Source organism: Streptomyces sp. NPDC088915 (assembly GCF_044749825.1).
Lineage (GTDB): Bacteria > Actinomycetota > Actinomycetes > Streptomycetales > Streptomycetaceae > Streptomyces.
In genome coordinates this window covers 284603-311580 of the sequence record NZ_JBIVIR010000005.1, presented here as the reverse complement: position 1 = coordinate 311580, position 26978 = coordinate 284603, and the positions used below count along the sequence as shown (strand labels likewise).

Annotated in this window: 24 protein-coding genes and 1 pseudogene; 9 read left to right on the top strand and 16 right to left on the bottom strand. The window is 72.8% G+C overall.

Going from position 1 to position 26978, the window contains the following annotated elements; genetic code table 11:
* Positions 1 to 102: 102 nt before the first annotated feature.
* Positions 103 to 1917: an ABC transporter transmembrane domain-containing protein gene (locus ACIP5O_RS11915; protein ID WP_401291670.1), complete on the top strand. Its 1815-nt coding sequence runs from the start codon at positions 103 to 105 to the stop codon at positions 1915 to 1917.
* Positions 1914 to 3695, top strand: coding sequence for an ABC transporter ATP-binding protein (locus ACIP5O_RS11910; RefSeq protein ID WP_401291667.1), 1782 nt, complete (start codon positions 1914 to 1916; stop codon positions 3693 to 3695). The genes ACIP5O_RS11915 and ACIP5O_RS11910 overlap by 4 nt, the downstream gene beginning before the upstream one ends.
* Positions 3696 to 3756: 61 nt before the next feature.
* Here ACIP5O_RS11910 and ACIP5O_RS11905 read toward each other — a convergent pair whose 3' ends face one another.
* On the bottom strand, positions 3757 to 4548 hold the full coding sequence (locus ACIP5O_RS11905) for a metal-dependent hydrolase (protein ID WP_401291664.1): 792 nt from the start codon (positions 4546 to 4548) through the stop codon (positions 3757 to 3759).
* Positions 4549 to 4679: 131 nt separating this feature from the next.
* Here ACIP5O_RS11905 and ACIP5O_RS11900 point away from each other — a divergent pair, with 131 nt between their 5' ends.
* Positions 4680 to 7193: a DEAD/DEAH box helicase gene (locus tag ACIP5O_RS11900; protein ID WP_401291661.1), complete on the top strand. Its 2514-nt coding sequence runs from the start codon at positions 4680 to 4682 to the stop codon at positions 7191 to 7193.
* A 13-nt stretch (positions 7194 to 7206) separates the two neighbouring features.
* A complete protein-coding gene (locus ACIP5O_RS11895; protein ID WP_401291659.1) occupies positions 7207 to 8070 on the top strand; it encodes an acyl-CoA thioesterase in 864 nt (287 codons plus the stop codon).
* 12 nt (positions 8071 to 8082) lie between these two features.
* On the opposite strand, the gene ACIP5O_RS11890 is transcribed toward ACIP5O_RS11895, so the two are convergent.
* Both ACIP5O_RS11890 and ACIP5O_RS11885 read right to left on the bottom strand, forming a co-directional pair.
* Positions 8083 to 9153, bottom strand: a complete 1071-nt coding sequence (locus tag ACIP5O_RS11890; RefSeq protein ID WP_401291656.1) for an RNA ligase (ATP) — start codon at positions 9151 to 9153, stop codon at positions 8083 to 8085.
* A gap of 110 nt (positions 9154 to 9263) precedes the next feature.
* Complete coding sequence (locus ACIP5O_RS11885) at positions 9264 to 9491, bottom strand: DUF6011 domain-containing protein (RefSeq protein WP_401291958.1); 228 nt, start codon at positions 9489 to 9491, stop codon at positions 9264 to 9266.
* A 62-nt stretch (positions 9492 to 9553) separates the two neighbouring features.
* Between ACIP5O_RS11885 and ACIP5O_RS11880 the strand changes: the two genes are divergently transcribed.
* Together ACIP5O_RS11880 and ACIP5O_RS11875 are read left to right on the top strand one after the other, a co-directional pair.
* Positions 9554 to 10036, top strand: coding sequence for a glutathione peroxidase (locus ACIP5O_RS11880; RefSeq protein ID WP_401291653.1), 483 nt, complete (start codon positions 9554 to 9556; stop codon positions 10034 to 10036).
* A complete protein-coding gene (locus tag ACIP5O_RS11875; RefSeq protein WP_401291650.1) occupies positions 10029 to 10811 on the top strand; it encodes a putative protein N(5)-glutamine methyltransferase in 783 nt (260 codons plus the stop codon). Before ACIP5O_RS11880 ends, ACIP5O_RS11875 begins: the two co-directional genes overlap by 8 nt.
* Positions 10812 to 10944: 133 nt before the next feature.
* Here the strand turns inward: ACIP5O_RS11875 and ACIP5O_RS11870 are convergent, their stop codons facing one another.
* From ACIP5O_RS11870 to ACIP5O_RS11810, 13 genes and pseudogenes are all read right to left on the bottom strand, one after another.
* Positions 10945 to 11733: a hypothetical protein gene (locus ACIP5O_RS11870; RefSeq protein ID WP_401291648.1), complete on the bottom strand. Its 789-nt coding sequence runs from the start codon at positions 11731 to 11733 to the stop codon at positions 10945 to 10947.
* Positions 11734 to 11780: 47 nt separating this feature from the next.
* Complete coding sequence (locus ACIP5O_RS11865) at positions 11781 to 12323, bottom strand: nuclear transport factor 2 family protein (RefSeq protein WP_401291645.1); 543 nt, start codon at positions 12321 to 12323, stop codon at positions 11781 to 11783.
* Between the two features lie 50 nt (positions 12324 to 12373).
* A complete protein-coding gene (locus ACIP5O_RS11860; RefSeq protein ID WP_401291642.1) occupies positions 12374 to 13069 on the bottom strand; it encodes a hypothetical protein in 696 nt (231 codons plus the stop codon).
* Positions 13066 to 13596 carry a hypothetical protein gene (locus ACIP5O_RS11855; RefSeq protein WP_401291639.1) on the bottom strand — a complete coding sequence of 177 codons (531 nt, stop codon included), beginning with the start codon at positions 13594 to 13596 and terminating at the stop codon, positions 13066 to 13068. Before ACIP5O_RS11855 ends, ACIP5O_RS11860 begins: the two co-directional genes overlap by 4 nt.
* Positions 13593 to 14870 carry an MCE family protein gene (locus ACIP5O_RS11850; RefSeq protein WP_401291636.1) on the bottom strand — a complete coding sequence of 426 codons (1278 nt, stop codon included), beginning with the start codon at positions 14868 to 14870 and terminating at the stop codon, positions 13593 to 13595. The genes ACIP5O_RS11855 and ACIP5O_RS11850 overlap by 4 nt, the downstream gene beginning before the upstream one ends.
* The gene (locus ACIP5O_RS11845; RefSeq protein WP_401291633.1) at positions 14867 to 16144 is read right to left on the bottom strand and encodes an MCE family protein; all 1278 of its coding nucleotides are present in this window, start codon (positions 16142 to 16144) and stop codon (positions 14867 to 14869) included. Before ACIP5O_RS11845 ends, ACIP5O_RS11850 begins: the two co-directional genes overlap by 4 nt.
* Complete coding sequence (locus tag ACIP5O_RS11840) at positions 16141 to 17166, bottom strand: MCE family protein (RefSeq protein ID WP_401291631.1); 1026 nt, start codon at positions 17164 to 17166, stop codon at positions 16141 to 16143. The genes ACIP5O_RS11845 and ACIP5O_RS11840 overlap by 4 nt, the downstream gene beginning before the upstream one ends.
* Complete coding sequence (locus ACIP5O_RS11835; RefSeq protein WP_401291629.1) at positions 17163 to 18212, bottom strand: MCE family protein; 1050 nt, start codon at positions 18210 to 18212, stop codon at positions 17163 to 17165. The genes ACIP5O_RS11840 and ACIP5O_RS11835 overlap by 4 nt, the downstream gene beginning before the upstream one ends.
* Positions 18209 to 19264, bottom strand: coding sequence for an MCE family protein (locus ACIP5O_RS11830; protein ID WP_401291626.1), 1056 nt, complete (start codon positions 19262 to 19264; stop codon positions 18209 to 18211). The genes ACIP5O_RS11835 and ACIP5O_RS11830 overlap by 4 nt, the downstream gene beginning before the upstream one ends.
* The gene (locus ACIP5O_RS11825; protein ID WP_401291623.1) at positions 19261 to 20514 is read right to left on the bottom strand and encodes an MCE family protein; all 1254 of its coding nucleotides are present in this window, start codon (positions 20512 to 20514) and stop codon (positions 19261 to 19263) included. The genes ACIP5O_RS11830 and ACIP5O_RS11825 overlap by 4 nt, the downstream gene beginning before the upstream one ends.
* Before the next feature lies 1 nt (position 20515).
* Positions 20516 to 21322, bottom strand: coding sequence for an ABC transporter permease (locus ACIP5O_RS11820; RefSeq protein WP_366372521.1), 807 nt, complete (start codon positions 21320 to 21322; stop codon positions 20516 to 20518).
* Positions 21323 to 21327: 5 nt separating this feature from the next.
* Positions 21328 to 22077 (bottom strand): annotated as a pseudogene (locus ACIP5O_RS11815) (MlaE family ABC transporter permease); the annotation flags it as partial.
* Positions 22078 to 22088: 11 nt separating this feature from the next.
* Positions 22089 to 23102 (bottom strand): ATP-binding cassette domain-containing protein, encoded by a 1014-nt coding sequence (locus tag ACIP5O_RS11810; protein ID WP_356545103.1) that lies wholly within the window; start codon positions 23100 to 23102, stop codon positions 22089 to 22091.
* Between the two features lie 710 nt (positions 23103 to 23812).
* On the opposite strand from ACIP5O_RS11810, the gene ACIP5O_RS11805 reads away from it, so the two are divergent.
* The 3 genes from ACIP5O_RS11805 (at position 23813) to ACIP5O_RS11795 (ending at position 26973) form a co-directional block, all read left to right on the top strand.
* A complete protein-coding gene (locus tag ACIP5O_RS11805; RefSeq protein ID WP_365548269.1) occupies positions 23813 to 24454 on the top strand; it encodes a hypothetical protein in 642 nt (213 codons plus the stop codon).
* Positions 24455 to 24583: 129 nt separating this feature from the next.
* Entirely contained in the window at positions 24584 to 25234 is a 651-nt protein-coding gene (locus ACIP5O_RS11800) for a hypothetical protein (RefSeq protein ID WP_401291618.1), read from the top strand.
* 89 nt (positions 25235 to 25323) lie between these two features.
* Positions 25324 to 26973 (top strand): DUF6801 domain-containing protein, encoded by a 1650-nt coding sequence (locus ACIP5O_RS11795; protein WP_401291615.1) that lies wholly within the window; start codon positions 25324 to 25326, stop codon positions 26971 to 26973.
* Positions 26974 to 26978 lie beyond the last annotated feature (5 nt).

Genomic DNA, 26978 nt, shown 5'->3' with positions numbered 1-26978 from the left:
GCCCGGCCCCCGAGGGAAACGCGAACCTTGCACGGTTTCCGGCGCCGCCGCACATCCCCGGCGCGCGTCTTTCCCCGTCAGACCCGGAGACCCTGGGACGCCATGCAGATTCGAGATCTTCCCCACGCCGATCCCGGGGTCCCCGATGTCCGCTCGGGCACCCGGTTCCTCGTCTGGCTCGGCCGCCGACAGCTCGGCGGGCAGGTGAAGTCCCTGCTCTGGGGACTGCTGCACCATCTGGGCATCGCCGGACTGCCGTTCGGCGTCGGTCTCGCCGTCCAGGCGGTGGTGGACCGCGACGGCGACCGGCTCGCGCTCGCCGGGGTGCTGCTCGTGCTCCTCGGCGCGGCGATCGCGACCGGCGACGTGATGCTGCACCGGACCGCCGTCACCAACTGGATCACCGCGGCCGCCCGGGTGCAGCAGCTCCTGGCCCGCAAGACCGCCGCACTCGGCTCCGTCCTGACCCGGCGGGTCGCCGCGGGCGAGGTCGTCGCCGTCTCCACCGGCGACGTCGAGAAGATCGGCTGGTTCGTCGAGGCCCTGTCCCGGTTCGCGGCGGGCGCCGTCGTCCTCGTGGCCGTCTGCGTGGGGCTCGTCGTCTACGCGCCGGCCCTGGGCGTCGTGGTGGCCGTCGGCATCCCGGTCCTCGCCCTCGCCGTGCTGCCGCTCCTCCCCCGCGCGACCCGCCGGGCCGACGTCCAGCGCGAGAAGGCGGGCCGGGCCACGGAGCTGGCCTCCGACACCGTCGCGGGGCTGCGCGTGCTGCGCGGCATCGGCGGCGAGGAGTTGTTCCTCGGCCGCTACCGCGCCGCCTCCCAGGAGGTCCGCCGGGCGGCCGTGCACAGCGCGCGCATGTGGGCGCTGATCGCCGCGGTCCAGGTCGTGCTGCCCGGCGTCCTGCTCATCGTGGTGGTGGCGTACGGGGCGCGGCTCGCGCTCGACGGGCGGATCTCGGTCGGCGAACTGGTCACCGTCTACAGCGCCGTGGCCCTCACCCACCACCCCCTGCGCAACTTCGAGGAGATCGCGATGGCGTTCTCCTTCTCCCGGCCGTCCGCGAAGCGGGCCGCGCGGGTCCTCGCGCTGACCCGCACCACGACGACCGTGACCACGGCCGCCGGGGACGGGGAGCCGGAGGCGGGCGGCGACCTGTACGACCCGCTGACCGGGCTGCGCGCCCCGGCCGGTCTGTTCACCGCCGTCGTCTGCGGCGACCCGGACGCGGCCGGGCGGCTCGCGGACCGGCTCGGCGGCCACCCGGCCGAGCCGGAGGCGGACCACACCTCGGTGCTCCTGGGCGGGGTCCCGCTCGACGAACTGCCCCTGGAGACCGCCCGTACCGCCGTCCTCGTCCAGGACAAGGACCCGGTGCTGCTCTCCGGCACCCTGCGCGACCTGCTCGACGTGCCCGCCTCGGGCGCGGTGCGGGCCGAGGACGCGCTGACCGCCGCCCGCTGCGAGGACGTCCTCGACGCGCTGGCCCAGGCCTCCGTGGACACCGGCGGCGACCCGATGCGGACCCGGATCACCGAGCGGGGCCGGTCGCTCTCCGGCGGGCAGCGCCAGCGCCTCGCGCTCGCCCGGTCCCTGGTGGCCGACCCGGAGGTGCTCGTCCTGGACGAGCCGACCTCGGCGGTCGACGCGCACACCGAGGCCCGGGTGGCCGCCGGGATCGCCGGGCTGCGCGCGGGCGCGACCACCGTCGTCCTGGCCTCCTCGCCGCTGCTCCTGGACCGCGCCGACCGGGTGGTCCTGGTCCACGACGGCGAGGCGGTCGCCGTCGGCACCCACCGCGAACTGCTCGCCCGCGAGCCGCGCTACCGCGCGGTCGTCACCCGCGAGACGGACGAGGAGCTCGCCACCGTCCCCGCTCCCGGGAACGCGCTCGAAGCACTGGAAGGGGAATCGGCATGATCGGCCTGGCTCCGCCGGAGTACGACCCGGGGGCTCCGACGACGGCGACGACGCTGCCGGTCGCCGCGACCGCGACCGTCCGCGCCTACGTCCGCGACCTGCTCCGCCGCCACCGCCGGGCCTTCGCCCTGCTCGTGGGGGTGAACGCGGTCGCCGTGATCGCCTCGATGGTCGCCCCCTACCTGCTCGGCTCGGTGGTGGACGACCTGGCGGCCGGGGCCCGGGACCTGCACCTGGAGCGCACGGTCGCGCTGTTCGCGGGCGCGCTCCTCGTCCAGACCGTCTTCGTGCGGCTCGTCCGGCTGCGCGGGGCGATGCTCGGCGAGGAGATGCTCGCGGACCTGCGCGAGGACTTCCTGGTGCGCGCGGTCGGGCTGCCGCCGGGCGTGCTCGAACGGGCCGGGACCGGCGACCTGCTCTCCCGGATCACCACGGACGTCGACCGGCTCGCCAACGCGATGCGCGAGGCCGTGCCCCAGCTCGCCATCGGCGTCGTGTGGGCGGGGCTGCTGCTCGGCGGCCTCGCGGTGACCGCGCCGCCGCTCGCCCTCGCCTCGCTGCTCGCCGTCCCGCTCCTGGTCGTGGGCTGCCGGTGGTACTTCCGGCGGGCGCCCTCGGCGTACCGCTCGGAGTCCGCCGGGTACGCGGCGGTGGCCGCCGCGCTCGCCGAGACCGTCGACGCGGGCCGCACGGTCGAGGCGCACCGCCTCGGCGGGCGCCGGATCGCCCTGTCGGACCGTCGGATCGAGGAGTGGGTCGCGTGGGAGAGGTACACGTTGTTCCTGCGCTCGGTGCTCTTCCCCGTCGTCAACCTCACCCACACGACGGTGCTGTGCGCCGTGCTGCTGATCGGCGGGGTGTTCGCGCTCCGGGGCTGGATCGACGTGGGGCAGCTCACCACGGGCGCGCTGCTCGCGCAGATGCTGGTGGACCCGATCGGGATCGTGCTGCGCTGGTACGACGAGCTCCAGGTCGCGCAGGTGTCGCTCGCCCGGCTCGTCGGCGTCCGGGACGTCGAGCCGGAGGCGGGCGACGGGACGGTGCGGCCCGAGGGCCGGACGGTGCGGGCGGACGGGGTGCGGTTCGGCTACCGGGAGGGCGTCGACGTGCTGCACGAGGTGTCCCTGAAGGTGGCGCCGGGCACCCGGCTCGCCCTGGTCGGCCCGTCCGGCGCGGGCAAGTCCACCCTCGGGCGGCTGCTCGCGGGCGTGTACGCCCCGCGGGCCGGCTCGGTCACCCTCGGCGCGGCCGAGCTGGCGCGGATGCCCGCCGAGCGGGTCCGCGAGCACGTGGCCCTGGTCAACCAGGAGCACCACGTCTTCGTGGGCTCCCTCCGGGACAACCTGCTCCTCGCCCGGGCCGGGGCCGACGACGCCGAGCTGTGGGCGGCGCTCGCGGCCGTGGACGCGGAGGGCTGGGCCCGGGGCCTCGACGGGGGCCTGGACACGGAGGTCGGCTCGGGCGGCCGGGCGCTGACCCCGGCGCAGGCCCAGCAGATCGCCCTGGCCCGGCTCGTCCTGGCGGACCCGCACACCCTGGTCCTGGACGAGGCGACCTCCCTGCTCGACCCCCGGGCGGCCCGCCACCTGGAGCGGTCCCTGGGCCGGGTCCTCGACGGGCGCACGGTCGTGGCGATCGCGCACCGGCTGCACACCGCGCACGACGCCGACCTGATCGCGGTCGTCGAGTCCGGGCGGATCAGCGAGCTGGGCAGCCACGACGACCTGGTCGCGGCGGACGGGGCGTACGCGGCGCTGTGGCGGTCCTGGCACGGGTGACCGGGCCGCACGCGAGAGGGCCCGCACCGGATCTCCGGTGCGGGCCCTCTCGCGTGCGGGGCTACACGTAGCCGAGCGCGAAGGCTCCGCCGAGGCCGCCCAGGAGCATGAAGGCGGGGGTGAGGACCTTGAGCTCGACCCAGCTGCCGGCCCGGAACCGCATGAACTTGGGCGGGCCGACCGGGTACCAGAACTTGCGGCCGACGGGTATGGGCCAGAGGACCGGGCAGCCCGAGACCGTCAGGGCGTCGCCGATGTCGTGGACGAGGGCGCCGAGGACGATCGGCAGGCCGAGCCACAGGTACTCCTGGCCGGGGCCGGTGAAGAACCAGTCCGCGCCGTTGCCGGGGTCCTCCAGGATGTCCGCCATGATCCAGGCGCCGGCCGCGCCGAGCAGCCAGACCAGGACGTCGCTGGACGCGCGGGCGGCCTTCCACAGGAGGCCCTCCACGGCCAGGACGAGGTGGACGAAGAGGAGGGCGAGGACCGCCCACCGGCCGCCGCCGACCGCCGCCGCGGAGGCCCCGACGCCCATCAGGGCCGCCCAGAGCCAGGTGTGGGTGAGGGTCCGGTGGCCGCCGGTCCTGCGGGGGTCGGCCTTGGAGCGGGTGGCCTTGTAGACGGCGTACGACAGCTTGTCGATGATCCCGCAGAGGATCTTGGAGAGGGGCCCGAAGGAGCGCGAGATGGTCGCGGACTTGTGGTCGAGGTCGGGGGCGAGGGCGGCGCCCGCGCAGATGAGCGCGCCGACGACCAGGACCGGCCAGGGCATCGGGCGGTCGTAGGCCGCCGCGAGGGCCCCGACCCCCAGCCAGGCCGCCGCTCCGGACAGCGAGTGCGCCGGTCCCATCATGGTTGGCCCGCCCCGTTTCTCCCCTGCCGGCGCTCGGTTGACGCCCGGTCGACGGACGAGCCTACCGCCCGTGATCAACACCGCCGGTGACCGGTTCCCTCCTCCGGGCGGAATCCAGGCAAGATGGGGACGTGACCCTTATCGACCAGCTCCCGCCGACCGCCGACCCCGACGCCCTCTTCGAGGCCTTCTCCTCCTGGGCCGAGGAGCGGGGCATCACGCTCTACCCGGCCCAGGAAGAGGCGCTGATCGAGGTCGTCTCCGGGGCGAACGTCATCCTGTCCACCCCCACCGGATCGGGGAAGTCGCTGGTGGCGGCGGGCGCGCACTTCACCGCGCTCGCGAACGACCAGGTGACCTTCTACACCGCGCCGATCAAGGCGCTGGTGTCGGAGAAGTTCTTCGACCTGTGCAAGCTCTTCGGCACCGAGAACGTCGGCATGCTGACCGGCGACGCCTCCGTGAACGCGGACGCGCCGGTGATCTGCTGCACGGCGGAGGTCCTCGCCTCGATCGCGCTGCGGGACGGCAGGTACGCCGACATCGGCCAGGTCGTCATGGACGAGTTCCACTTCTACGCCGAGCAGGACCGCGGCTGGGCCTGGCAGATCCCGCTGCTCGAACTCCCCCAGGCGCAGTTCGTCCTGATGTCGGCGACGCTCGGCGACGTGTCGATGTTCGAGAAGGACCTGACCCGGCGCACGGGCCGGCCGACCTCGGTGGTCCGCTCCGCGACCCGGCCGGTACCGCTCTCGTACGAGTACCGGCTCACCCCCATCACGGACACCCTGACGGAGCTCCTGGAGACCAGGCAGGCGCCCGTCTACATCGTGCACTTCACGCAGGCGCAGGCCGTCGAGCGCGCGCAGTCGCTGATGAGCATCAACATGTGCACGCGCGAGGAGAAGGACAAGATCGCGGAGTTGATCGGCAACTTCCGCTTCACCACCAAGTTCGGCCAGAACCTCTCGCGGTTCGTGCGCCACGGCATCGGCGTGCACCACGCCGGCATGCTGCCCAAGTACCGGCGCCTGGTGGAGAAGCTGGCGCAGGCCGGTCTGCTGAAGGTGATCTGCGGGACGGACACGCTCGGCGTGGGCGTGAACGTGCCGATCCGCACGGTGCTCTTCACGGCCCTCACCAAGTACGACGGCAACCGGGTGCGCACGCTGCGCGCCCGGGAGTTCCACCAGATCGCGGGCCGGGCGGGCCGGGCCGGCTTCGACACGGCCGGTCTGGTCGTGGCGCAGGCCCCCGAGCACGTCATCGAGAACGAGAAGGCGCTCGCGAAGGCCGGTGACGACCCGAAGAAGCGCCGCAAGGTGGTCCGCAAGAAGGCCCCCGAGGGCTTCGTCGCCTGGAGCGACACCACCTTCGAGAAGCTGATCGCGGCCGAACCGGAGCCGCTGACCTCGCGCTTCAAGGTCACCAACATCATGCTGCTCTCGGTGATCGCCCGGCCGGGCAACGCCTTCGAGGCCATGCGCAAGCTGCTGGAGGACAACCACGAGCCGCGCAAGGCGCAGCTCCGGCACATCCGCCGGGCCATCGCGATCTACCGCTCGCTGCTCGACGGCGGCGTGGTGGAGCAGCTGGCCGAGCCGGACGCCGAGGGGCGCACGATCCGTCTGACGGTCGACCTCCAGCAGGACTTCGCGCTCAACCAGCCGCTGTCGACGTTCGCGCTCGCCGCGTTCGACCTCCTCGACCCCGAATCACCCTCGTACGCCCTGGACATGGTGTCCGTCGTGGAGTCGACGCTCGACGACCCGCGCCAGATCCTCGCCGCCATGCAGAACAAGGCGCGCGGCGAGGCCGTGGGCAGGATGAAGGCGGACGGCGTCGAGTACGAGGAGCGGATGGAGCGGCTCCAGGAGATCTCGTACCCGAAGCCGCTGGAGGAGCTGCTCTGGCACGCGTACGACGTCTACCGGACGTCGCACCCGTGGGTGGGCGACCACCCGGTGTCGCCGAAGTCGGTCGTCCGTGACATGTACGAACGGGCCCTGTCCTTCACCGAGTTCACCTCCTGGTACGAGCTGGCGCGGACCGAGGGCATCGTCCTGCGGTACCTGGCGAGCGCGTACAAGGCGCTGGACCACACCATCCCGGACGACCTGAAGACCGAGGACCTGGAGGACCTGATCGCCTGGCTGGGCGAGATGGTGCGCCAGGTGGACTCCTCGCTGCTCGACGAGTGGGAGCAGCTGGCGAACCCGGAGGTCCAGACGGCCGAGGAGGCCCAGGAGAAGGCCGACCAGGTCAAGCCGGTCACGGCCAACGCCCGCGCCTTCCGGGTCCTGGTGCGCAACGCCCTCTTCCGCCGGGTGGAGCTGGCCGCCCTGGACAACGTGGACGCGCTCGGCGAGCTGGACGCGGAGTCCGGCTGGGACGCGGACGCGTGGGGCGAGGCGATGGACGCGTACTGGGACGAGTACGACGACCTCGGTACGGGTCCGGACGCGCGCGGCCCGAAGCTGCTGGCCATCGAGGAGGACGCGGCGCACGGCCTGTGGCGCGTCCGGCAGACCTTCGCCGACCCGAACGGCGACCATGACTGGGGCATCGGCGCGGAGGTGGATCTCGCGGCCTCCGACGAGGAGGGCCGCGCGGTCGTCCGCGTGACGTCCGTCGGACAGCTGTAGGAGGAGTTCCGTGGTGACCAATCCCGCCGAGAGACTGGTCGACCTGCTCGACCTGGAACGGATCGAGGTCGACATCTTCCGGGGCCGCAGCCCGCAGGAGTCGCTCCAGCGGGTCTTCGGCGGGCAGGTCGCCGGGCAGGCCCTGGTGGCGGCCGGCCGGACCGTGGAGGAGGACCGGCCGGTGCACTCGCTGCACGCCTACTTCCTGCGGCCGGGCCGCCCCGGGGTGCCGATCGTGTACCAGGTGGAGCGGGTGCGCGACGGGCGCTCGTTCACGACCCGCCGGGTGACGGCGGTGCAGGAGGGGCGGACGGTCTTCAATCTGACGGCCTCCTTCCACCGGCCGGAGGAGGCGGGCTTCGAGCACCAGCTCCCGCCCCGGCACATGACGGACCCGGAGAGCCTGCCGATGCTGGTGGACGAGATCCGCGACCACCTGGGGGCGCTGCCGGAGGCCCTGGAGCGGATGGCCCGCCGGCAGCCCTTCGACATCCGGTACGTGGACCGGCTGCGCTGGACGAAGGAGGAGGTCGAGGGCGCGGACCCGCGCAGCGCGGTGTGGATGCGGGCGGTGGGGCCGCTGGGCGACGACCCGCTGGTCCACACCTGCGCCCTGACGTACGCCTCGGACATGACCTTGCTGGACGCCGTCCGGATCCCCGTTGAGCCCCTCTGGGGGCCGCGCGGCTTCGACATGGCGTCGCTCGACCACGCGATGTGGTTCCACCGGCCGTTCCGGGCGGACGAGTGGTTCCTGTACGACCAGGAGTCCCCGATCGCCACGGGCGGCCGGGGACTCGCGCGGGGCCGGATCTACGACCGCGAGGGCAGGCTCCTGGTGTCGGTGGTCCAGGAGGGCCTGTTCCGGAAGCTCTGAAGCCCCTGGGGCTCACTCGAACTCGGTGCCGCCCTTGCGGGTGAGATAGGCCGGGCTGACCGCCTTGGCGATGGCCCGGCCGCCCAGGACCGGGCTGTACCGCTCGGTCGCGGGCCGGACGACGACGCCCTCCCGCAGGTGCGCCTCCCGGCCGGAGACCGTCTCCCGGCCGCTCGCGTGGGCGAGGACGGTGTCCAGGTCGTACGGGCCGGAGTACAGGCGCGGGACCAGCGGGACCTCGCCGGGCTCCAGGACCTCGGCCGGGTCCAGCCAGCGGACCTGTCCGTCGATCTCGGCGGACACGTCGAACAGCGCGTACCCGACGGTCTCGCTCCGGGCGTCGGCGCCGTACGCCAGGTCCTGGACCCCGGCGCCGTACACCTCGCCGAAGAGGCCGACGCGGCGGGCGCCGAGGCGCTTCGCCAGGCGCTCGGCGACGGCGGCCAGGCCGTGGCCGTGGACGGCGCGCCAGTACAGGTTGCGCGGGTCCTCCTTGAGCGCGAGGCCCTTGGCCCCGAAGCCCTTGGAGGAGACCTGGACGCGCCCGTCCCCGGCCCCGTACGTCAGCAGGCAGGCCGTGCCGTGGAGCTTCTCCGTCAGGACGACGGGCTCGCCGGGTTCGAAGACGTCCGGAAAGCGCTGGAGGTTCTCGACGTCGACCCAGGGCAGCAGGTCGGGCGCGGCCTCCACGTCCCCGCTCATGTGCGTCGGTACCGGCGGCACCCACTTGACGATGCCGAGCCGCTCCGCGAAGTCGGTGCCCTCGGCCGCGGCCCGTACGAGGTCGGTGTCCGCGAGGGCGGCGGGCCGGCAGACGAGGCCCTGGGACAGCTCGCCGCGCAACCGCACCGCCTTGACCCGGTCCGCGTTCCCTCCGGCGAGGCGTCCGGTCAGCCCCAGCTCCTCGATGAGCGCGGCGGGCAGCACCGCCTGCTCGGGGATGTAGACGGCGGCGTCGCCGGTCACGTAGGCGCCCTTGGCGACGACGGCCCGGTAGAGGCCGACCTGGGCCAGCTCCAGGGCGTCGGCGTCGGGATGGGGGTGGACGGTCAGGACTTCGGCGGTGACGCGCAGGGTCGACACGGTTCAGGACTCCGGTTCCGGTGGCTCGGGTGGTGTTCTCATCCCGGCCACCCTGCCGGGCCGGGAAACCGCTGGTCCACCGGTTTTCGCGGCTGGTGGCGTCGCGCGGCTCAGGCCTCCGGCGGGTCCAGGCCCGGCAGCGCGTCCTGCTCCACCTCGTGGCGGCGGGTGCGGATGTCCGGGCCCGCCGGGTGGAGCTTGGCGTCGCAGGACGGGCCGAGGCCGGTGCGGCGCGAGTCCGCGCCCGTCAGGGGGCGGCCGCAGAGCCGGCAGAGGATCCGGCGCGGCGCCGGTCGTGCGGTGGAGTCGATCGGGATTGCCAGTGGTTCGTCGCCCATGGTCAGATCAAACCCCATGGGGCGGATCAAACCCCATTCCCCCGTGCGCACGAGGAGCGGCCGTGAGCCTGTACGACATCCCGCTGAAGACCCTGGCCGGCGAGCCGGTCACCCTGGCCGACTACCGCGACCGCGCGGTCCTGGTGGTGAACGTCGCCTCCAAGTGCGGTCTGACCCCGCAGTACGCGGGTCTGGAGCGGCTGCAGAAGGAGTACGGGGAGCGCGGCCTCACCGTGCTCGGCGTGCCCTGCAACCAGTTCGCGGGCCAGGAGCCGGGCAGCGCGGAGGAGATCCGGACGTTCTGCTCGACGACGTACGGGGTGTCCTTCCCGCTCCTGGAGAAGACCGACGTCAACGGCGCGGACCGCCACCCGCTCTACGCGGAGCTGGTGGAGGTCGCGGACGCCGAGGGCGAGGCCGGTGACGTGCAGTGGAACTTCGAGAAGTTCCTGATCGGCCCGGACGGGCAGGTCACCCGCTTCCGTCCGCGCACCGAGCCGGACGCCCCCGAGGTCGTGGCGGCCGTCGAGGCGTGCCTTGCCTGACGTGGCGTACGGCGCGGGGGTGGTCGAGCGGCTGCGGGCCGCCGGGTGCGTCTTCGCCGAGGAGGAGGCCGCGATGCTGCTCGCGGCGGCGCCCGGGCCCGCCGAGCTCGACCTGATGGTCGGGCGGCGGGCCGCCGGCCTGCCCCTGGAGCACGTCGTGGGGTGGGCGGAGTTCGCCGGGCTGCGGATCGCCGTCGGCCCGGGGGTGTTCGTGCCCCGGCGGCGGACCGAGTTCCTGGTCGGGCGGGCCGTGTCCCTCGCCGCGCCCGGCGCGCTCTGCGTCGACCTGTGCTGCGGTTCGGGCGCGGCGGCCGCGGTGCTGCTCGACCGGGTCGAGGGCGCGGAGGTGCACGCCTCGGACGTCGAGCCGGCGGCGGTGGCCTGCGCCCGGCGGAACGTCGAGCCGCGCGGCGGCCGGGTGTACGAGGGGGACCTGTTCGCGCCGCTGCCGCCGGGGCTGCGGGGCCGGGTCGACGTCCTGGTCGCCAACGTGCCGTACGTGCCCACCGGGGACATCGGCCTGCTGCCGCCCGAGGCCCGCGACCACGAGCCGCTCGTCACGCTCGACGGCGGCCCGGACGGCCTCGACGTGCTGCGGCGGGTCGCCGCCGGGGCGCCGGAGTGGCTGGCACCGGGCGGACACCTGCTGGTGGAGACGAGCGAGCGGCAGGCCGGCCGGGCGGTGGAGGCGGTCTCCGCGCACGGCCTGGCGGCGCGGATCGTCACGTGCGAGGAGCTGTACGCGACGGTGCTGGTCGCCACGCGGACGGGGTGACCGGGCTTTCCCGGAAGGGTCGTGGCGGCTCGGCTGTTCGGTAGTTCAGTAGTTCAGTAGTTCAGTAGTTCGGTGATTCAGTGGTTCGGCAGCTCAGTGGTTCGGCGGCTCGGCAATTCGGTGACTCGGCGGCTCAGCGGCCGAAGGTGTCGATGTTCTCGACGAGCCAGCGGCCGCCCCGGTGGACGACGTCCACGGCGAACATGGCGCCCGCGTAGACCCCCTGGTCCTGTGCCTTCTGCTGCTTGCCGCCCTTGGCGGTCCCGGCCGTGCTCACGCTGCTCTGGTCGGCGTAGACCAGGACCCGGGCGCGGTCGCCGTCGATCCGCTCGACCGCGCTGTCGGTGACCGCCGTGGTGATCACCGTCTTCTCCTCGGCCGCCCGGGCGAGCACCCCGCCGAGCAGCGTCCGGTGCTGCGCGACGGCCTTCCCGGTGAGCAGGGTCTTCCCGGCCTTCTCGAAGGCGGCCGGGTCGGCGTGGTCGTAGGAGAAGAGCGCGGCGACGGCCGCGGCGGTCTGCCCCTTGATCTCGCTGGTACGGGCGAGGTCGGTGAGGGCCGTGTTGCCGCGGGCGGGGTCGTCGCGGAGCCCGGCCGCCCTGCTGTGCGCCCAGCCGGCGAAGCCGCCGAGGAGGAGGGTGAGGACGCAGAGGACCACGAGGGGGACGAGCCCGCGTGACCGGGTCCTCCTGCCGGCGGCCTTCCGCTCCGGCTTCCCGGCCGTCCCTCCGGCTGTTTCTTCGGCCGCCTCTCCGTCCTTCTCCCGTACGGGCTTCGCCGTCGTCGGGCGCCCGGTCCGGGGGGCGGGGCCGGTCAGGAGGCCCACGGACGCGCGGGGGCGGGAGGCCGTGTCCTCGGGCGCGGCGGTGGCGAGGGCCCGGCGGCGGCGCTGGCGGTTGAGGTGGTGGCGGGGCGTGGGCATCGTGCGTCGTCCTTTCGGGTGCGGGCGGCTCTCGGGGCGCGGGCCGGTCAGCCGGCCGCCGTGCCGCCCACGGGGGCCTGCCCCAGGGCACTGAGCTTCCACTGCCCGTCGGTCCGGGTGAGTTCGCCCAGCATGCGGCTGTCCTTGTCCGTGCTCTTGCTGTCGGGCGTCGTGACGGTGACGCGCAGGGCGACGAGCAGCCGGGCCCGCCCCGCGCGGTCGTCGAGCTCCGTGACGGCGCCGGACAGCACCCGGGCCGTGGTCACCGTCTTCGCGGCCTTCACCTGACCGGCGAACTCCGTCCGGCCGTCCACGAGTTGCTCGTGCAGTTCGCCGGTCGTGGAGGACTCCCAGAGGTCGAGACCCTGGTCCACGCGCCGGTGGTCGAGCGTGTTGAGGTTCTGCACGGCCTGCTCCCCCGCCGCCAGCGCGCGGTCGCGCTGCACCGCGTACGCGGCGGAGTCGTCGTGGGCCGCGGCGTACCAGTCCCGGCCCGCCCAGGCCGCGAAGGCGCCCGCGACGAGGGCGAGCACGAGGGCCACCGCCAGGGCCGGCCGGATGCCCGCCGGGGTGCGGACCGCGCGTGTCATGGAGTGCTCCCGTCTCCCGCTCGTGCGCATGCGCACGTTCGTGCCCATGGTCAGCGGGCCTTGATGTCGACGATCAGCCACCGGTCGTCCCGGAACTCCGCGGTGACAGTGAGCTGGGCGGCGGCGGACGTGGTGGGTGCCGTGTCGCGCCGCGATGTCTGGTCGAGGAACACGAGCAGGCGTGCGGTGTTCCCGTGGAGTTCGATCACCCCGGTGCGGACGGCCTGGGTGGTGAGGGTGAGGCGCTGCTCGACCAGGCTCGCGCGGACCTGGGCGAACAGGTCGGTGTACTGGCGGGCGGCGCGTCCGGAGAGGACGGTCGCGGCGGAGCGTTCGGCGGCGTCCGCCTGGCCGGGCGCGTACGAGAAGACCCGGGCGAGGCCCTCGCCGACGTCGCCGCCGACGCGGGTGGTGGCGGCGGTGTCGGTGAGCGCGTGGTTGCGGGCGGACGGGGTCGACCGGAGCTGGTGGGCACCGTAGAAGAAGCCGCTCCCGCCGAGGAGGAGGGCGGCGACGGCCGCGACGAGGACGGCCGTGCGCCACCGGGGAGTGAACCGGCTGTCGCCGTTGTCACCGTCGCCGTCGCCGTCGTTGTCGTTGTCGTTGTCGTTGTCGTTGTCGTCCGGGGCGTCCGGGGCGTCTGCCCCGGAGCCGCCTTCGGCGGGGGCCGCCCCGGTCGCCGTCTCTTCCGGCTCCGGGGCCCTTTCGTCCGTCTCCCCGGCCGTTCCGCGCAGCAGTCGTGTCACTCGTCCCCGCCCTCCTTCTTCTCGCTTCCCTCCGCGCCGGCGACGGGGACCGCGCTCAGGGCCGCGACCTTCCACGTGTCCTCGCCGGTGCGCGTCAGGACGGCTTCCAGGCGCTTGCGGTCGCTGGTCGCGGCGGCGCCCCCGCGCGGGGTGACGTCGACGCGTACGGTCGCGATGAGCTTCGCCGTACCGGCGCGCGTGTCGAGCGCGGTGAGGGCGGCCTCGGTGACCGTGGCACGCGCCGAGGCGCCCACCGCGGGCTCGGTGCGGCCCAGCTCGGTGCGGAGCGGGCCGGTGGAGGCGTCGCGCCAGGCCCGTACGCCCGCTGCGGCGCGCTCGCGGGTCGAGGCGTCCAGCGTGTTCAGGACGGTGAGGCGCTGCCGGCCCTCGGCGAGCGCGGCGTCCCGTGCGCGGCCGAAGGAGAGGCCCTCGTCGGAGCGGGCCTGCGCGTAGGTCCACGCGCCGGTGCCGCAGAAGCCGAGGGCGACGACGAGGGCACCGGCGCCGAGGATCCTCCCTCGCCTCATCGCGTGCCTCCGCCGCCCAGGCCGAGGAGTCCGGCCATGTCCGTCGGGGCGCCGTCCTGGCCGGGCAGCCCGAGTGCGCCGGGCAGGGACTGCCGCGGGGAGCCCGTCGTCCCGCCCGTACCGCCCGACGGCAGGGAGCCGGGCTTGGCCGGGGCGGGCACGGGGCCGCCCCTCGGGGCGTGCGCCGAGCCGCGGACGTTGATCCCGGCCGCCGCGGAGCCCGTACAGGCCGCACCGGTGTTGAGGGCGGGCGCGGTGCCCAGGTCGAGGCCGTTGCGGTAGCGCGTACCGCCGTATCCGGAGGTGCAGGGCAGGGGCTTGAAGAAGGTGACCGCCATGCCGAAGTCCACCTTTCCGCCGTTGACGGCGGTGGCTCCGGCCGAGACGGCCGCCGGGTACGTCACGAGCAGTTCCTCGATGCCGCGCTGCCGGGTGACGGCGACCTCCGAGGTGGTCAGGAGGTTGGCGAGGACGACGCCCAGGCTGGGGTCGAGGTCGCGCAGGAGGCCGCTGACCTGGCCGGCCGCGTCGGGGGTGACGGTCAGGACGCGCCGCAGGTCGGCGTCGGAGCCCTTGAGGGCGGCCGCCAGGTCGCGCGCTCCGGTGGCGAAGCCCCGGATGGCGCGGCTCTCGTCGGCCTGGGTGCGCAGGACGACCTCGCCGTCGTCGATGAGCCGGGTGGTGGAGGGCAGGGCCCGGTCGGCGGCCCGGACGAACGCGCTGCCGTTGTCGAGGAGGGCCTGGAGGTCGTCGCCGTGCCCCTCGAAGGCCTTGCCGAACTCGTCGACGACCGTGCGCAGGGAGTCGAGCGGTACGGAGGCGGTGAGGTCGTTCATGCTCGCGAGCACGTCGGTGACCGGGGCCGGCACCTGGGTGTCGGTCTGCTCGATGCGGGCGCCGTCGGCGAGGTAGGGGCCGCCGTCGCTCTCGGGGCGCAGGTCGATGTACTGCTCGCCGACGGCGGAGAGTCCGGCGACCACGGCCTTCGCGTCGGCGGGGATCCGGGGGGCGGACTTCTTGATGCGCAGTTCGGCGACGACCCCTTCGGCGGTGAGGCCGATGTCGCCGACGCGTCCCACGGAGACGCCCCGGTAGGTGACGTCGGAGTGGGTGAACAGGCCTCCCGTACGGGCGAGGTGGACCTTGACGGTGTAGTGGTCGGCGACGCCGACGTGGCGGCCCAGGTCGGCGTAGCGGATGCCGACGAAGCCGAGGACGAGGACGGCGATGACGAGGAACGCGAGGTTCTTCAGCCGTACGGTGCGGGTGATCACCGGTTCTCGCCTCCGTCCGTCGGGGTGCCGCCGGTGTGGACCGGGGGCAGCGGCAGGGCCGACCCGGTGCTCTGTCCCCGACCCTGACGGGCGCCCGGCTCGGGTTCCGGCTCGGGCTCCGGTTCCGTCGTCGCCGGGGCCGACGGGGTGGGATCGGGGGTGGACTCGGGCTTCGGGATCAGGGGCGGGATCACCTCGGTGCCGGGGACGGCGGCGAGGTGCAGATAGGTGTTGAGGTAGTCGCCCTTGATGCCCCGCATCACCTCGTCGGTGAAGGGGTACGTCAGCAGGACCTGGAGCGACGCGGGCAGGTCGGCACCGGCGTCCGCGAGCGCCCTCAGGGTCGGTGCGAGGGCCTTCAGATCGGCCACCATGTCCTTCTTGCTCGCGTTGACGGTGGTCACGGCGACACCGGACAGGGTGTCCAGGGCGCGCAGCATGGTCAGCAGGGAGCCCCGCTGGTTCTCCAGCGTCTTCAGGCCGGGCGAGAGGCCGGTGAGGACGGTGTCGACGTCCTTCTTGCGGCCGGCGAGGGTGGCGGAGAGCCGGTTGACCCCGTCGAGGGCGCGGGTGATGTCGCCGCGGTGCGCGTCCAGATCGGTGACCAGGGTGTTCACCCGCCTCAGCATCGAACGGACCTCGGGTTCGCGTCCGCCGAGCGCCGCGTTGAGCTCCCGGGTGATGGTCTTGAGCTGGTTGACGCCGCCGCCGTTGAGCAGCAGGGACAGGGCGCCGAAGACCTCCTCGACCTCCGTGTTCCGGCTGGTGCGCGCCAGCGGGATGGTGCTGCCGTCGGCGAGTTCGCCGCCGTTCCGGCGGGCGGCGGCCTGCTGGACACCGGCCTTGCCCGTACCGCTCCCGTCCCCGCCCGGGGCGACGAGCTGGACGTACTTCTCGCCCAGGAGGCTGGACTGCTCCAGGCGGGCGCCGGCGTCGGCGGGCAGCCGGACGTCGCCGTTGATCTTCAGGGTGACGCGGGCGGTCCAGCTCCCGGGCACCAGCTCGATGGCGGTGACGCGTCCGACGGCGACGTCGTTGACCTTGACCGCGGACTGCGGCACGAGGCTCAGGACGTCGTCGAGTTCGGCGGTGACCGTGTAGGGGTGGGGGCCGAGGTCGGCGCCGCCGGGCAGCGGCAGGTCCTCGATGCCGTCGAACCGGAGCGAAGGGGTGGGGACCAGGCCGAGGACGACGGCGATGCCCAGGCCGAGGGCGACGGTGCCGACGGCTCCGGCGCCGAGGAGCTTCCCGGAGGAAGCGGTGGAGCGGCTCATCGCTCCCCCTTCCCGGTGCCCGCCGCGGAGCCGCCGGTCACCGGCAGCGGGAGCAGCGGTCCGCCCATGCTGATCTCGTTGAGGTTGGCGCGGCCGTCGAGGGTGCGGGTCTTCGGGTTGTACGCGTTGACGAGGTTGCCGGCGGCGAGCGGGGCGACGTCGAGGGCCTCGGCGAGGGAGGCCCGCTGGTCGACGAGGGTCTGGGTGAGGGGCACGAGCCGTTCGACGTTCTTCTTCAGTTCGCCGCGGTTGTCCTTGATGAAGGTCTTGACCCGGGCGAGGGCCTTGCCGAGCTCCTTGAGGGCGCCGGTGAGGTCGTCCTTGTTCTCGGCGAAGTAGCCGACGACCTCGTCCAGGCGTTCCTGCGCGGTGCGGACGTCGCCGTCCTTCTTCTTGAGCATGGTGGTGAAGGTCTGGAGCTGTCCCAGGCTGGTGAAGAGCTGCTCGCTGCTGCCGTCGAGGGTCTTGGCGGCCTTGCCGAACTCCTCGATGGAGGTGCCGATGGAGGCGCCGTTGCCCTTGAGGTTCTTCGCGCCGGTGTCCAGGAGTGCGGACAGGGCTCCGGCGGAGTTGGCGCCGTCCGGGCCGAGGGCCTTGCTCAGGTCGGTGATCGAGTCGTAGAGCTGGTCGATCTCGACGGGGACGCGGTTGCGGGAGGCCGGCAGTTCGGCGCCTTCGGCGAGGGCGGGGCCGGTGCTGTAGGCGGGGGTGAGCTGGACGTAGCGGTCGGCGACGATGCTCGGGGCGACGACGACGGCCCGGGCGTCGGCGGGGACGCGGACGCCCTCGTCGAGGTGGAGCCGGACGCGGACGCGGGTGCCCTGCGGTTCGACGGACTCGACCTCTCCGACCCGGACGCCGAGGACGCGCAGGTCGGAGCCGGCGTAGACGCCGACCGTCCGGTCGAAGTAGGCGGTGACGCGGGTGCCGTCGGGTTCGAGGACGCGTACGGCGACGAATCCGCAGGCGGCGAGCACCACGAGGGCGAGTCCGGCGGCGAGGGGCGTTCTGGGCTTGGTCATCGTTCACCGCTCCCCTTGGCCGTCGCCGTCTGTTTCGGCGGCAGGCATCCGGTCGTGGGCTGCGAGGCTTCGGGCAGGTAGGTCCGGGGCACCACGCCGCACAGGTAGCTGTCGAACCAGCGGCCGCTGCCGAGGGTGTTGCCGACGAGCCGGTAGTACGGGCCGACGAGCGCGAGGGTCCGGTCGAGCTTGCCGCTGTTCTTCTCCAGGACCTCGGTGACGCGGCCGAGGGACTTGAGGGTCGGGCCGAGCTGCCGGTCGTTGTCGCCGACGAGGCCGCCGAGCTGGGTGCCCAGCTCCCTGCTGCCCTTGAGGAGGGCGCGGATGGCGTCGCGGCGCTTCCTGAGCTCCCCGAGCAGCGAGCCGCCGTCCTCGATGAGCGTCTCGAAGCTGGACTTCCTGTCCTCCAGGGTCTTGGTGAACTTCTTGCTGTTCTCCAGGAGGCGGGCGAGTTCGGCGTCGCGCTTGGAGACGGTCCTCGACAGTTCGGAGAGGCCGGTGGCGGCGTTGCGGACGTGCGGCGGGGAGTTCTTGAAGGTGTCGGAGATCGTCGCGAAGCTGTCCGCGAGCTTCTTCGTGTCGAGGGCGTCGACGGTGCCGCTGAGGTCCTGGAAGGCCTGCGTCACGTCGTACGGGGAGGTGGTGCGGGACTGCGGGATGCGGGCCGCGGGGTCCTGGGGGGCGGAGCCCAGGGGGTCGAGCGCCAGGTACTTCTCGCCCAGGAGGGTCTTGATGGCGATGGCGGCGGTCGACCGGTCGCCGACCCAGGCGTCGCCGACCTCGAACGTGACCTTGACCTTGGGTCCGTCGAGGGCGACGCCGGTGACCTCGCCGACCTTGACGCCGGCGACGCGCACCTCGTCGCCCTCGTCGAGTCCGGCGGCCTCGGTGAAGTCGGCGCTGTAGGCGGTGTCGCCGCCGACGAGGGGAAGGCGTTCCACGTTGTAGGCGAGGGCGGCGAGGAGGGCCAGGAGAAGGAGTCCGACGACGGCGACGGCGACGGGGCTGCGCTCCTTGACCGGCTTGAGCAGGGGGCGGGGGCTCATCCGCGGCACCTCGATTCGGTCACGGTGACGCCGGTCGGCGGCTCGGAGCCGTCGGAGGTGCCCACGCCGCTCACGCGCGCCTCGCAGAGGTAGAGGTTGAACCACGACCCGTACGAGGAGAGGCGGGCCAGGGCGGTCAGCTTGGCGGGGGTGTTGGCGAGGAAGGACTCGATGCGGGGGGTGTGGTCGCCGAGGGTCCCGGAGAGCCGGCCCAGTTCGCGGATGTCCTGCTTGAGGGGGGCGCGCGCTTCCTGGAACAGTCCGGCGGTCGTGGTGGTGAGGTCGCCGATGGCCCGGACGGCCTGGCCGAGGGGTTCGCGGTCGGCGTTGAAGCCGGTGACGAGCTTCTGGAGGGTGACGACGAGGTCCTCGAAGCCGGCCTCGCGGTTGTTGAGGGTGGTCAGGACGGTGTTGAGGTGGGTGACGACCTGGCCGACGACCTCGTCCTTGGCGGCGACGGTCTTCGTGAGGGAGCCGATGTGCCGCAGGAGGCTGTCGACGGTGCCGCTCTCGCCCTGGAGGACCTGGACGAGGGAGCCGGCGAGGTCGTTGACGTCGGCGGGCGAGAGGCCCTCGAAGAGCGGTTTGAAGCCGTTGAACAGCAGGGTGAGGTCGAGTGCGGGCGTGGTGCGCTCCAGCGGGATGGTCTCCCCGGACTGGAGGGTGCCGGACAGGTCGCCGCTGCCCCGGTCGAGGGAGACGTACCGCTGGCCGACCATGTTGAGGTACTTCACGGCGGCGGTCGCGGAGCGGGGCAGGGTGCGGTCCTCGCGGACGGTGAAGGTGACCTGGGCGGTGCGCCGTTCGACGACGCGCACGTCGGTCACCTCGCCGACCTCGACCCCGGCGATGCGGACGGAGTCGCCTTCCACGAGTCCGGTGACGTCGGTGAACAGCGCCTTGTACGAGAGGGTGGCGGAGCCGACCCCGGTGTTGGCGATGCTGAAGCCGAGGACGGTGGTGGCGAGCGCCGTGACCAGGACGAACACGAGGGACTTCAGGACCGTTCCGGTCAGGCCGCGCCGTCGCGTGTGGGCGGGTGGCGTCGTCATCGGAGGGTCACCTCCGCTCCGCGGAAGGCGGGTCCGGCGAGGAGGCTGCTCCAGTCCGGCAGGTCGCCGGGCCGTTTCTTCGCGGCGGGGGCGAGGAGTTCGTTGACGAGGTCGTTCTCCTGCGGGGAGTTGGCGGGCCCGAGGTCCTGGTCGGCGGAGGCGGCGGCCCGGGCCGCGGGGGCGACGGGGGCGCCGAGGTAGGGCACGGGGTGGCAGCGCGGGCCGCCGCCGGAGCCGTAGGAGGGGGTGTCGCGGCCGGGGACGTAGGCGCCGCGCGCGGGCACGGCGGTGACGTTCACGTGGAGTCCGGGCCGGTTCGTGCCCTTGCCGAGCGCCTTGTCCATGGCGGGGACGAACTGGGCGAGGGTGCGCAGGGTGCAGGGGAAGGACGGGGAGTACTCGGCGAGCAGTTCCAGGGTGGGCCTGCTCGTGGCGCTGAGCCGGATGATGTTGTCCTTGTTCTGGCGCAGGAAGGCGGTCAGGTCCTGGGCCGTGCGGGTGGTGGCGCCGAGGGTGCCGGACAGTTCGGCCTCCTTCTCGGCGAGGGTGCCGCTGGTGGTGGTGAAGTCGGTGAGCGCGGTGACGATGTCCGGGGCGGCGTCCGCGTAGAGGTGGCTGACCTTCACGAGTTCTTTCAGGTCGCGGTTGAGGGCGGGCAGGTGGGGGTTGAACTCGCGCAGGTGGGCGTCGAGTTGGGTGAGGGTGTCGCCGAGCCGGTCGCCGCGGCCCTCCAGGGCCCTGGAGACGGCGGAGAGGGTCGCCGAGAGCTTCTGCGGCTGGACGGCGGTCAGCAGCGGCAGGACGTTGTCGAGGACCTGCTGGAGTTCGACGGCGTTGCCGGAACGGTCCTCGGGGATGACGGCACCGGGGCCCAGCGGCTTCGTCGAGGGGTTGCCGGGCGGTACGAGGGCCACGAACCGCTCGCCGAAGAGCGTGGTGGGCAGCATCTGGGCGCGTACGTCGGAGGGGACGTGGTCCAGGGCGCCGGGCCGCATGGCGAGGGTGAGCCGGGCCCCGGCGCCGGTGGAGTCGATGGCGCGGACCTCGCCGACGACGACGCCGCGCAGCTTCACCTCGGCGCCGAGGTGCATCTCGTTGCCGACGCTGCCGGTCTCGACGACGACCGGGTCGGAGTCGGTGAAGCGCTTCTCGTAGACGGCGACCGCCAGCCAGGCGAGCAGGGCGGGCACCAGCAGGAAGACGACGCCGGCGGACCGGCGGCGCAGGGTCTGGCCTCGTGGATCGCTCATCTCACCCCGCCACCTTCACGGTCGTGGTCGCGCCCCAGAGGGCCAGCGACAGGAAGAAGTCGGTGACGCTGATCAGCACGATGGCGTTGCGCACGGAGCGGCCGACGGCGATGCCGACGCCGGCGGGGCCGCCGGAGGCGCGGAAGCCGTAGTAGCAGTGGGCGATGATCACCATCACACTGAAGATCAGCACCTTGAGCACCGACAGGAGGACGTCCGTCGGTGACAGGAAGAGGTTGAAGTAGTGGTCGTAGGTCCCCGCCGACTGCCCGTTGAAGAGGACCGTGATGTAGCGGGAGGCCAGGTAGGAGGAGAGCAGGCCGATCGCGTAGAGCGGGACGATGGCGACGACGCCGGCGATGATGCGGGTGGTGACCAGGTACGGCATGGAGCGGATGCCCATGCCTTCGAGGGCGTCGACTTCCTCGTTGATGCGCATGGCGCCGAGCTGGGCGGTGAACCCGGCGCCGACGGTCGCGGAGAGGGCGAGTCCGGCGACGAGCGGGGCGATCTCCCGGGTGTTGAAGTAGGCGGAGACGAAGCCGGTGAAGGCGGCGGTGCCGATCTGTTCGAGGGCCGCGTGGCCCTGGAGGCCGACGACGGTGCCGGTGAAGAGGGTCATCGCGACCATCACGCCGATGGTGCCTCCGATGACGCCGAGGCCGCCGGAGCCGAAGGCGACCTCGGCGAGCAGCCGCTGCACCTCCTTGAGGTAGCGACGCAGGGTCCGCGGGATCCAGAGCAGGGCCCGGACGTAGAACAGGAGTTGGTCGCCGGAGCGGTCGAGCCAGACGAACGGGGAGGCCATCGGCCTCAGCCTCCCTTCGGCGGGACGATCTGCAGGTAGATGCCCGTCAGCACCATGTTCACGAAGAACAGCAGCAGGAAGGTGATGACGACGGACTGGTTGACGGCGTCGCCGACGCCCTTGGGGCCGCCGCGGGGGTTGAGTCCCCGGTAGGCGGCGACGATGCCCGCGATGAACCCGAAGATCAGGGCCTTGAGTTCGCTGATGTAGAGGTCGGGCAGCTGGGCGAGGGCGGAGAAGCTGGCGAGGTAGGCGCCGGGGGTGCCGTCCTGGAGGACGATGTTGAAGAAGTAGCCGCCCAGGGTGCCGACGACGGAGACCATGCCGTTGAGGAGCACGGCGACCGCCATGGTGGCGAGGACGCGCGGGACGACCAGGCGCTGGACGGGCGAGACGCCCATGACCTCCATGGCGTCGAGCTCCTCGCGGATCGTGCGGGAGCCGAGGTCGGCGCAGATGGCGGAGCCGCCGGCGCCGGCGATCAGGAGGGCGACGATGAGGGGGCTGGCCTGCTGGATGACGGCGAGGACGCTGGCGCCGCCGGTGAAGGACTGGGCGCCGAGCTGCTGGGTGAGCGAGCCGACCTGGAGGGCGATCACGGCGCCGAACGGGATCGAGACGAGCGCGGCCGGCAGGATGGTGACGCTCGCGACGAACCAGAACTGCTCGATGAACTCCCGGAACTGGAAGGGGCGTCGGAAGACGGCCCTGCTCACCTCGGCGGCGAGGGCGAAGAGGCGGCCGGTCTGCCGCAGCGCGCCGGTGATCACGAGCCGCTCCCGGCGGCCGGCATGCGCAGGGTGGGCGCCCCGGCGTTTCGCGCGTAGGTGTCCTGGATGGCGGCGCGGGCGGCGGGCGGCAGCCGGTCGAGCATGCCGAGGACGCGTTCCCTGCGCCGTGTGACGGCGGCGCGGGGCGGCAGGCCGGGCGAGGGCTCCAGCTGCGGGACGATGACGCGGGGCGCGTGGGTCCGTGCGCCTCCGGCGCTGTCCGCCTCGGCGGCGAGGGTGGCGGCGTCCTTCTCCTCGGACATGCCGATGGGGCCTTCGCGGCGGCCGGCGAGGAACTGGGTGACGACCGGTTCGTCGCTGGTGAGGAGGACTTCGCGGGGGCCGAAGGTGACGAGGTTGCGCCGGAAGAACATCCCCATGTTGTCGGGGACGGTGGCGGCGATGTCCAGGTTGTGGGTGACGATGAGCATCGTCGCGTCGATCCGCGCGTTGAGGTCGATGAGGAGCTGGGACAGGTAGGCGGTGCGGACGGGGTCGAGTCCGGAGTCCGGTTCGTCGCACAGGACGATCTGCGGGTCGAGGACGAGGGCGCGGGCGAGGCCGGCGCGCTTGCGCATGCCGCCGCTGATCTCGCCCGGCAGTTTCCCCTCGGCGCCGAGGAGGCCGACGAGTTCGATGCGCTCCATGACGATGCGCCGGATCTCCGACTCCCGCTTGCGGGTGTGTTCGCGCAGCGGGAAGGCGATGTTGTCGAAGAGGGTCATGGAGCCGAAGAGGGCCCCGTCCTGGAACATGAGGCCGAAGAGCTTGCGGGTCTCGTAGATGTCGCGTTCGGGGCTGCTGACCATGTCGACCCCGTTGATGAGGACACGGCCCCGCTGGGGTTTCAGCAGTCCGATGAGCGATTTCAGGAAGACCGTCTTGCCGGTTCCGGAAGGGCCGAGCATCACGCTCACCTCTCCGGCCGGCAATGTCAGCGTCACGTCCTGCCAGATGTTCTGCTTGCCGAAGGACATGGTCAGACCCTCAACGACTACTTCGATTCCCATACCACCTCCAGCAGGCGTGAGTCGGGGCGCGCGCCGCGGGCGCACGTTAAGTCGGTGCGGATCACCGGGACAATAGGCGCGTCGCCGCGATCCTTGATCCATTGCTGTTCTTGTCACCGCGGAGACAAAGACCGGATCGGTTTTTGTCTCCGCCGAGACACAACGGGCGTCGCTTCTCCTCAGGGCCCGGCGAGCGGGTCTCCGTCGGCGGAGTCGCACCCCGGTGCGGTGCTCGGACCGGCCCATGAGCCCGCGCCGACCTGCGACTGAGCGCCGCCCGGGGAACGTTACGGCTGAGTAACCTCCCGGGGCAATACCGGGTCCCGAGTTTTCGGAAGACGGGGAAGAACGGCCTGATATTTGTCATCGGGGAAACAGAGCCGCTCTCCGACTTGTCACCGGGAAGAGCGAATACAGGCCCCTCCGGGGCTTCCGGGGCTGCTGCGAAGCGGCTTGATCCCACCCCTCGGGCGATCGATCATTATTGTCGACATTGCGCACTCCGGAACCAAGGCGATTCCCGCTACCGCTCACCCACTTGACAGGCAATGGGACAACTTCAAAGAATCATGGACTTCGCCATTGTTCAGCTAAGTTTCCCGCAAGTAACGTCAGGTTTCGCAGCCCGGGAATCCCGTGCCGCCGGCCGCTCGTCCCCCTCCACCGCGGCCACCCTCTGCTGGTCAATCCCCAAGGAGAGTCCCAGAGCCATGAAGAAGCCCATCAGAAAGCTCGCCGTCGTCGCCGGTGGCGCCTCCGCCGCGTTCGCCCTCGCGGTGTCCCCGGCCTCGGCCGTGCCGTCGACGGTCTGGACCGTCAGCCCGGCGCCGTCGCCCGTCGCCGCCTCCGCGACGAACAGCGGGAACATCGTGCTGAGCGTCAACGGCATCGCCATGACGTGTACGAAGTCGACCGCCACGGCCTCGATGTCGAGCGCCACGGGCAACCCGGCGACCGTCGCCTCCATCAGCGCCATCGCCTTCGGCGCCTCCGGCGCCCCCTGCACCAGCGTCCTGGGCAACGTGACCACCGTCGCGACCACCCCCTGGACCATCGTGGCGCAGGACTACACCGCCGGGACCGGGGTCACCAAGGGCTACGTCGGGAACGTCGACGCCAAGGTGACCGTGGGCGCCTGCGTCTTCCGCGTCACGGGCAAGGCGTCCGGCACGTACACCAACTCGACGGGCAAGCTCTCCGTCAACAGCCTCGCCGGCGAACTGACCGTCGTCTCGTCGACCGGTTGCGGCAGCGCCGTCCCGGTCGGCGCCAAGCCGACCTTCAAGGGCGACTACCTCGTCAAGAAGACGGGCACCACCGTCATCCCGACGATCGTCGGCTCCAACCCGTAAGGCGTTCCCTCCGCGTCCGCCCGGCCGGCGACCCCGGCCGGGCGGGCGCGGGCTGTCCGCGCACCCCGCCGCCCTTCCCCTCCGCTCCCGCGGGCGGGGGGCGACGACCACCGAGGAGAGTCCCGTACCGTGAAGAAGCCGATCAGGAAGTGCGGCGTCGCCGCCGGAGCGGCCGCGGCCGCGTTCGTCCTCGCGGCGGCCCCGGCCTCGGCGGCCCCCTCGACCGTCTGGACCGTCGGTCCGTCACCGGTCGGCGTCTCCGCGACGAACGGCGCGAACGTCGTCATGCTCGTCGAACTCGTCAAGGACAACGGCATCGCCGTGACGTGCTCGCGGTCGTCCTTCTCGGGCGGCCTGCGGAGCGCCACCGGCAACCCCGCGACCGTCGGCACCGTCGACTCCTTCGTGTTCGGGGCCCCCGGCGTGCCCTGCAGCAGCGTGCTCGGCACCATGAGCTTCGCTCCCACCACCCCCTGGACCCTCGTCGCCCGGGACCACAACGCCTCCACCGGCGTCACCAGGGGCCACCTCGGCGACGTCGACACCCGGGTCACCTGGGGCGCCTGCGTCTTCCGCGTCCGCGGGACGATACCCGTCACCTACACCAACGCGACGGGCAGGCTGGCCCTCGCCGGCACGACCGGCGGTCTGACCGTCGTCTCGCAGACCAACTGCGGTGAAGCCGCCCCGGTCGGCGCCAGTCTGATCGTCAAGGCCGACTACCTGCTCAAGAAGACGGGCACCGCCACCGTTCCGACGATCGTCGGCTCCCACCCGTAAGGATGCGGCTTCCCGCCTGCGCGGGCCGGCCGCGCCCCGCGCCGGCCCCTCCTCCCGTCGGCACCCAACGACCCGAGCGGAGCACCCAGATGAGAGGCACCGGGCCCACCACCCGATCCCCCCGCGCCCGCGCGCGCGGCGCGACGATCGCCGCGTTCGTGGCGCTCGCCCCCCTGCTCCCGGCCTCGGCCGTCGCCGTGGGGACGCTGGAGGTCGACACCGCGCTGCCCTACGTCTGCACCCTGCCTTCGGGACAGCAGCCCGCGACGGTACGGATCACGGCGGCCTTCCCCGAACGGGCGGCCGTGGGCGAGGAGATACATCCCACCGACGTCACCACGACGGTGGAACTCCCCGCCGGGGCCGTGGCCGACCTCACCGCGCTCAAGGCCGCCACCGTACGGGCGGAGACGCGGCTCACGGTCGGCGTGGCCCAGCGGGAGCAGCGCGCGGAAGCCGTGTGGAGCGGTACGTCGCAGCCCGTCGCCGTGCCCGCCGAAGGGCCCCTCGTGCTCACCACGACCGGGGACGTCCCCTTCCTGACGACGGACGTCCCCGGCGATCTGGCCCTCGTCGCCGGGGCGTTCGCCGTCGACCTCGCCCCGAGCACGGCCGACGGCGCGGCCACCACCCCCGCGTCCCTCTCCGTCACCTGCGCCCCCGGCCCGGACGCCGGGGAGCGCACGCGGCTCGTCACCCTCCCGGTCGGCGCGGACGCCCCCACCGCGGAACCGACCTCCCCTCCCACGTCATCGGCCGTCCCCTCGCCGTCCGCCCCCTCGTCCGGTCCGCCCACGCCGCCGCTCCCGGCGGACCGGACGGCCCCGGCGAAGCCGGAGGCCGCGAACGGGACGAGCGGGGCCCCGAAGGGTCCGCAGGTCGGACGGCGGGCGGACGAGAGCGCGACGGCGGCCGACGGGACCGCGTCCTCCGCACCGGCGGCCCGGCCGGCCGCGCCCCCCTGCCTGACCGAGAATCCGACGCCCATGTCGCTGTCCGCCTACGTCACCGGCTACACCAACGTGCGGAAACTGAAAGGCGCCTCGCTCCTCCCGCTGTCCTGCATGCTGATCGAACAGGGCCTCTCGGGGGAGCCGCCCTACCCCGCCCCACCGGGCGAGATCAACTTCTTCGTCCCGTCGACGGCCAACCTGTCCTACCAGGGGCGCAAACAGACCCCGCCCTTCACCTCCACCTTCCTGACCTTCGACTTCCAGCCGGTCACGGCGACCATGGTCCTGGAACAGACCGGTCCCATCACGGTCGAAGCGCTCCTGCGCATCTTCCTGTCGGACTTCTCGAACTTCACGGAGACCGTGGTCCGGGCACCGCTCGTCCTGCGCGTCCTCGACGTCAAGGTCAACGGCGTCGAACTGGACGTGGGCCCCTCCTGCCGTACGGCGCAGCCGCTCACCTCCACCGATCCCGACCCCGCCCGGCACCCGGGGAAGCATCTGGTGCTCCTGGGGAAGGGACGACTCGTCAACGGCACCGACGCCGTCGGCTACCTGGTCTCCAGTGGCGGCCCGCTCACCGGCGAGACGACCATTCCGGCCTTCGAGGGCTGCGGTGCCGGCGGAGAGGACCTCGACCGGCTCCTCACCGCCTCCATCTCCGGTCCCGGCAACTACGTGAAGCAGATCCAGGGCCAGACCTGTGCCGTCGACCCCAACGCCTGGAACCCGCTCGAGTGCACCGAGGACTCCCAGCCCCTCGTGATCCCCAAGCCCGAGCGCTGACCCGC

Bases quoted from the DNA above. Each gene is read 5' to 3' on its own strand.
- ACIP5O_RS11915 (WP_401291670.1), top strand. From the start codon at position 103: ATGCAGATTCGAGATCTTCCCCACGCCGATCCCGGGGTCCCCGATGTC.
- ACIP5O_RS11910 (WP_401291667.1), top strand. From the start codon at position 1,914: ATGATCGGCCTGGCTCCGCCGGAGTACGACCCGGGGGCTCCGACGACG.
- ACIP5O_RS11905 (WP_401291664.1), bottom strand. From the start codon at position 4,548: ATGATGGGACCGGCGCACTCGCTGTCCGGAGCGGCGGCCTGGCTGGGG.
- ACIP5O_RS11885 (WP_401291958.1), bottom strand. From the start codon at position 9,491: ATGGGCGACGAACCACTGGCAATCCCGATCGACTCCACCGCACGACCG.
- ACIP5O_RS11870 (WP_401291648.1), bottom strand. From the start codon at position 11,733: ATGCCCACGCCCCGCCACCACCTCAACCGCCAGCGCCGCCGCCGGGCC.
- ACIP5O_RS11865 (WP_401291645.1), bottom strand. From the start codon at position 12,323: ATGACACGCGCGGTCCGCACCCCGGCGGGCATCCGGCCGGCCCTGGCG.
- ACIP5O_RS11855 (WP_401291639.1), bottom strand. From the start codon at position 13,596: ATGAGGCGAGGGAGGATCCTCGGCGCCGGTGCCCTCGTCGTCGCCCTC.
- ACIP5O_RS11845 (WP_401291633.1), bottom strand. From the start codon at position 16,144: ATGAGCCGCTCCACCGCTTCCTCCGGGAAGCTCCTCGGCGCCGGAGCC.
- ACIP5O_RS11840 (WP_401291631.1), bottom strand. From the start codon at position 17,166: ATGACCAAGCCCAGAACGCCCCTCGCCGCCGGACTCGCCCTCGTGGTG.
- ACIP5O_RS11835 (WP_401291629.1), bottom strand. From the start codon at position 18,212: ATGAGCCCCCGCCCCCTGCTCAAGCCGGTCAAGGAGCGCAGCCCCGTC.
- ACIP5O_RS11830 (WP_401291626.1), bottom strand. From the start codon at position 19,264: ATGACGACGCCACCCGCCCACACGCGACGGCGCGGCCTGACCGGAACG.
- ACIP5O_RS11825 (WP_401291623.1), bottom strand. From the start codon at position 20,514: ATGAGCGATCCACGAGGCCAGACCCTGCGCCGCCGGTCCGCCGGCGTC.
- ACIP5O_RS11820 (WP_366372521.1), bottom strand. From the start codon at position 21,322: ATGGCCTCCCCGTTCGTCTGGCTCGACCGCTCCGGCGACCAACTCCTG.
- ACIP5O_RS11810 (WP_356545103.1), bottom strand. From the start codon at position 23,102: ATGGGAATCGAAGTAGTCGTTGAGGGTCTGACCATGTCCTTCGGCAAG.
- ACIP5O_RS11805 (WP_365548269.1), top strand. From the start codon at position 23,813: ATGAAGAAGCCCATCAGAAAGCTCGCCGTCGTCGCCGGTGGCGCCTCC.
- ACIP5O_RS11795 (WP_401291615.1), top strand. From the start codon at position 25,324: ATGAGAGGCACCGGGCCCACCACCCGATCCCCCCGCGCCCGCGCGCGC.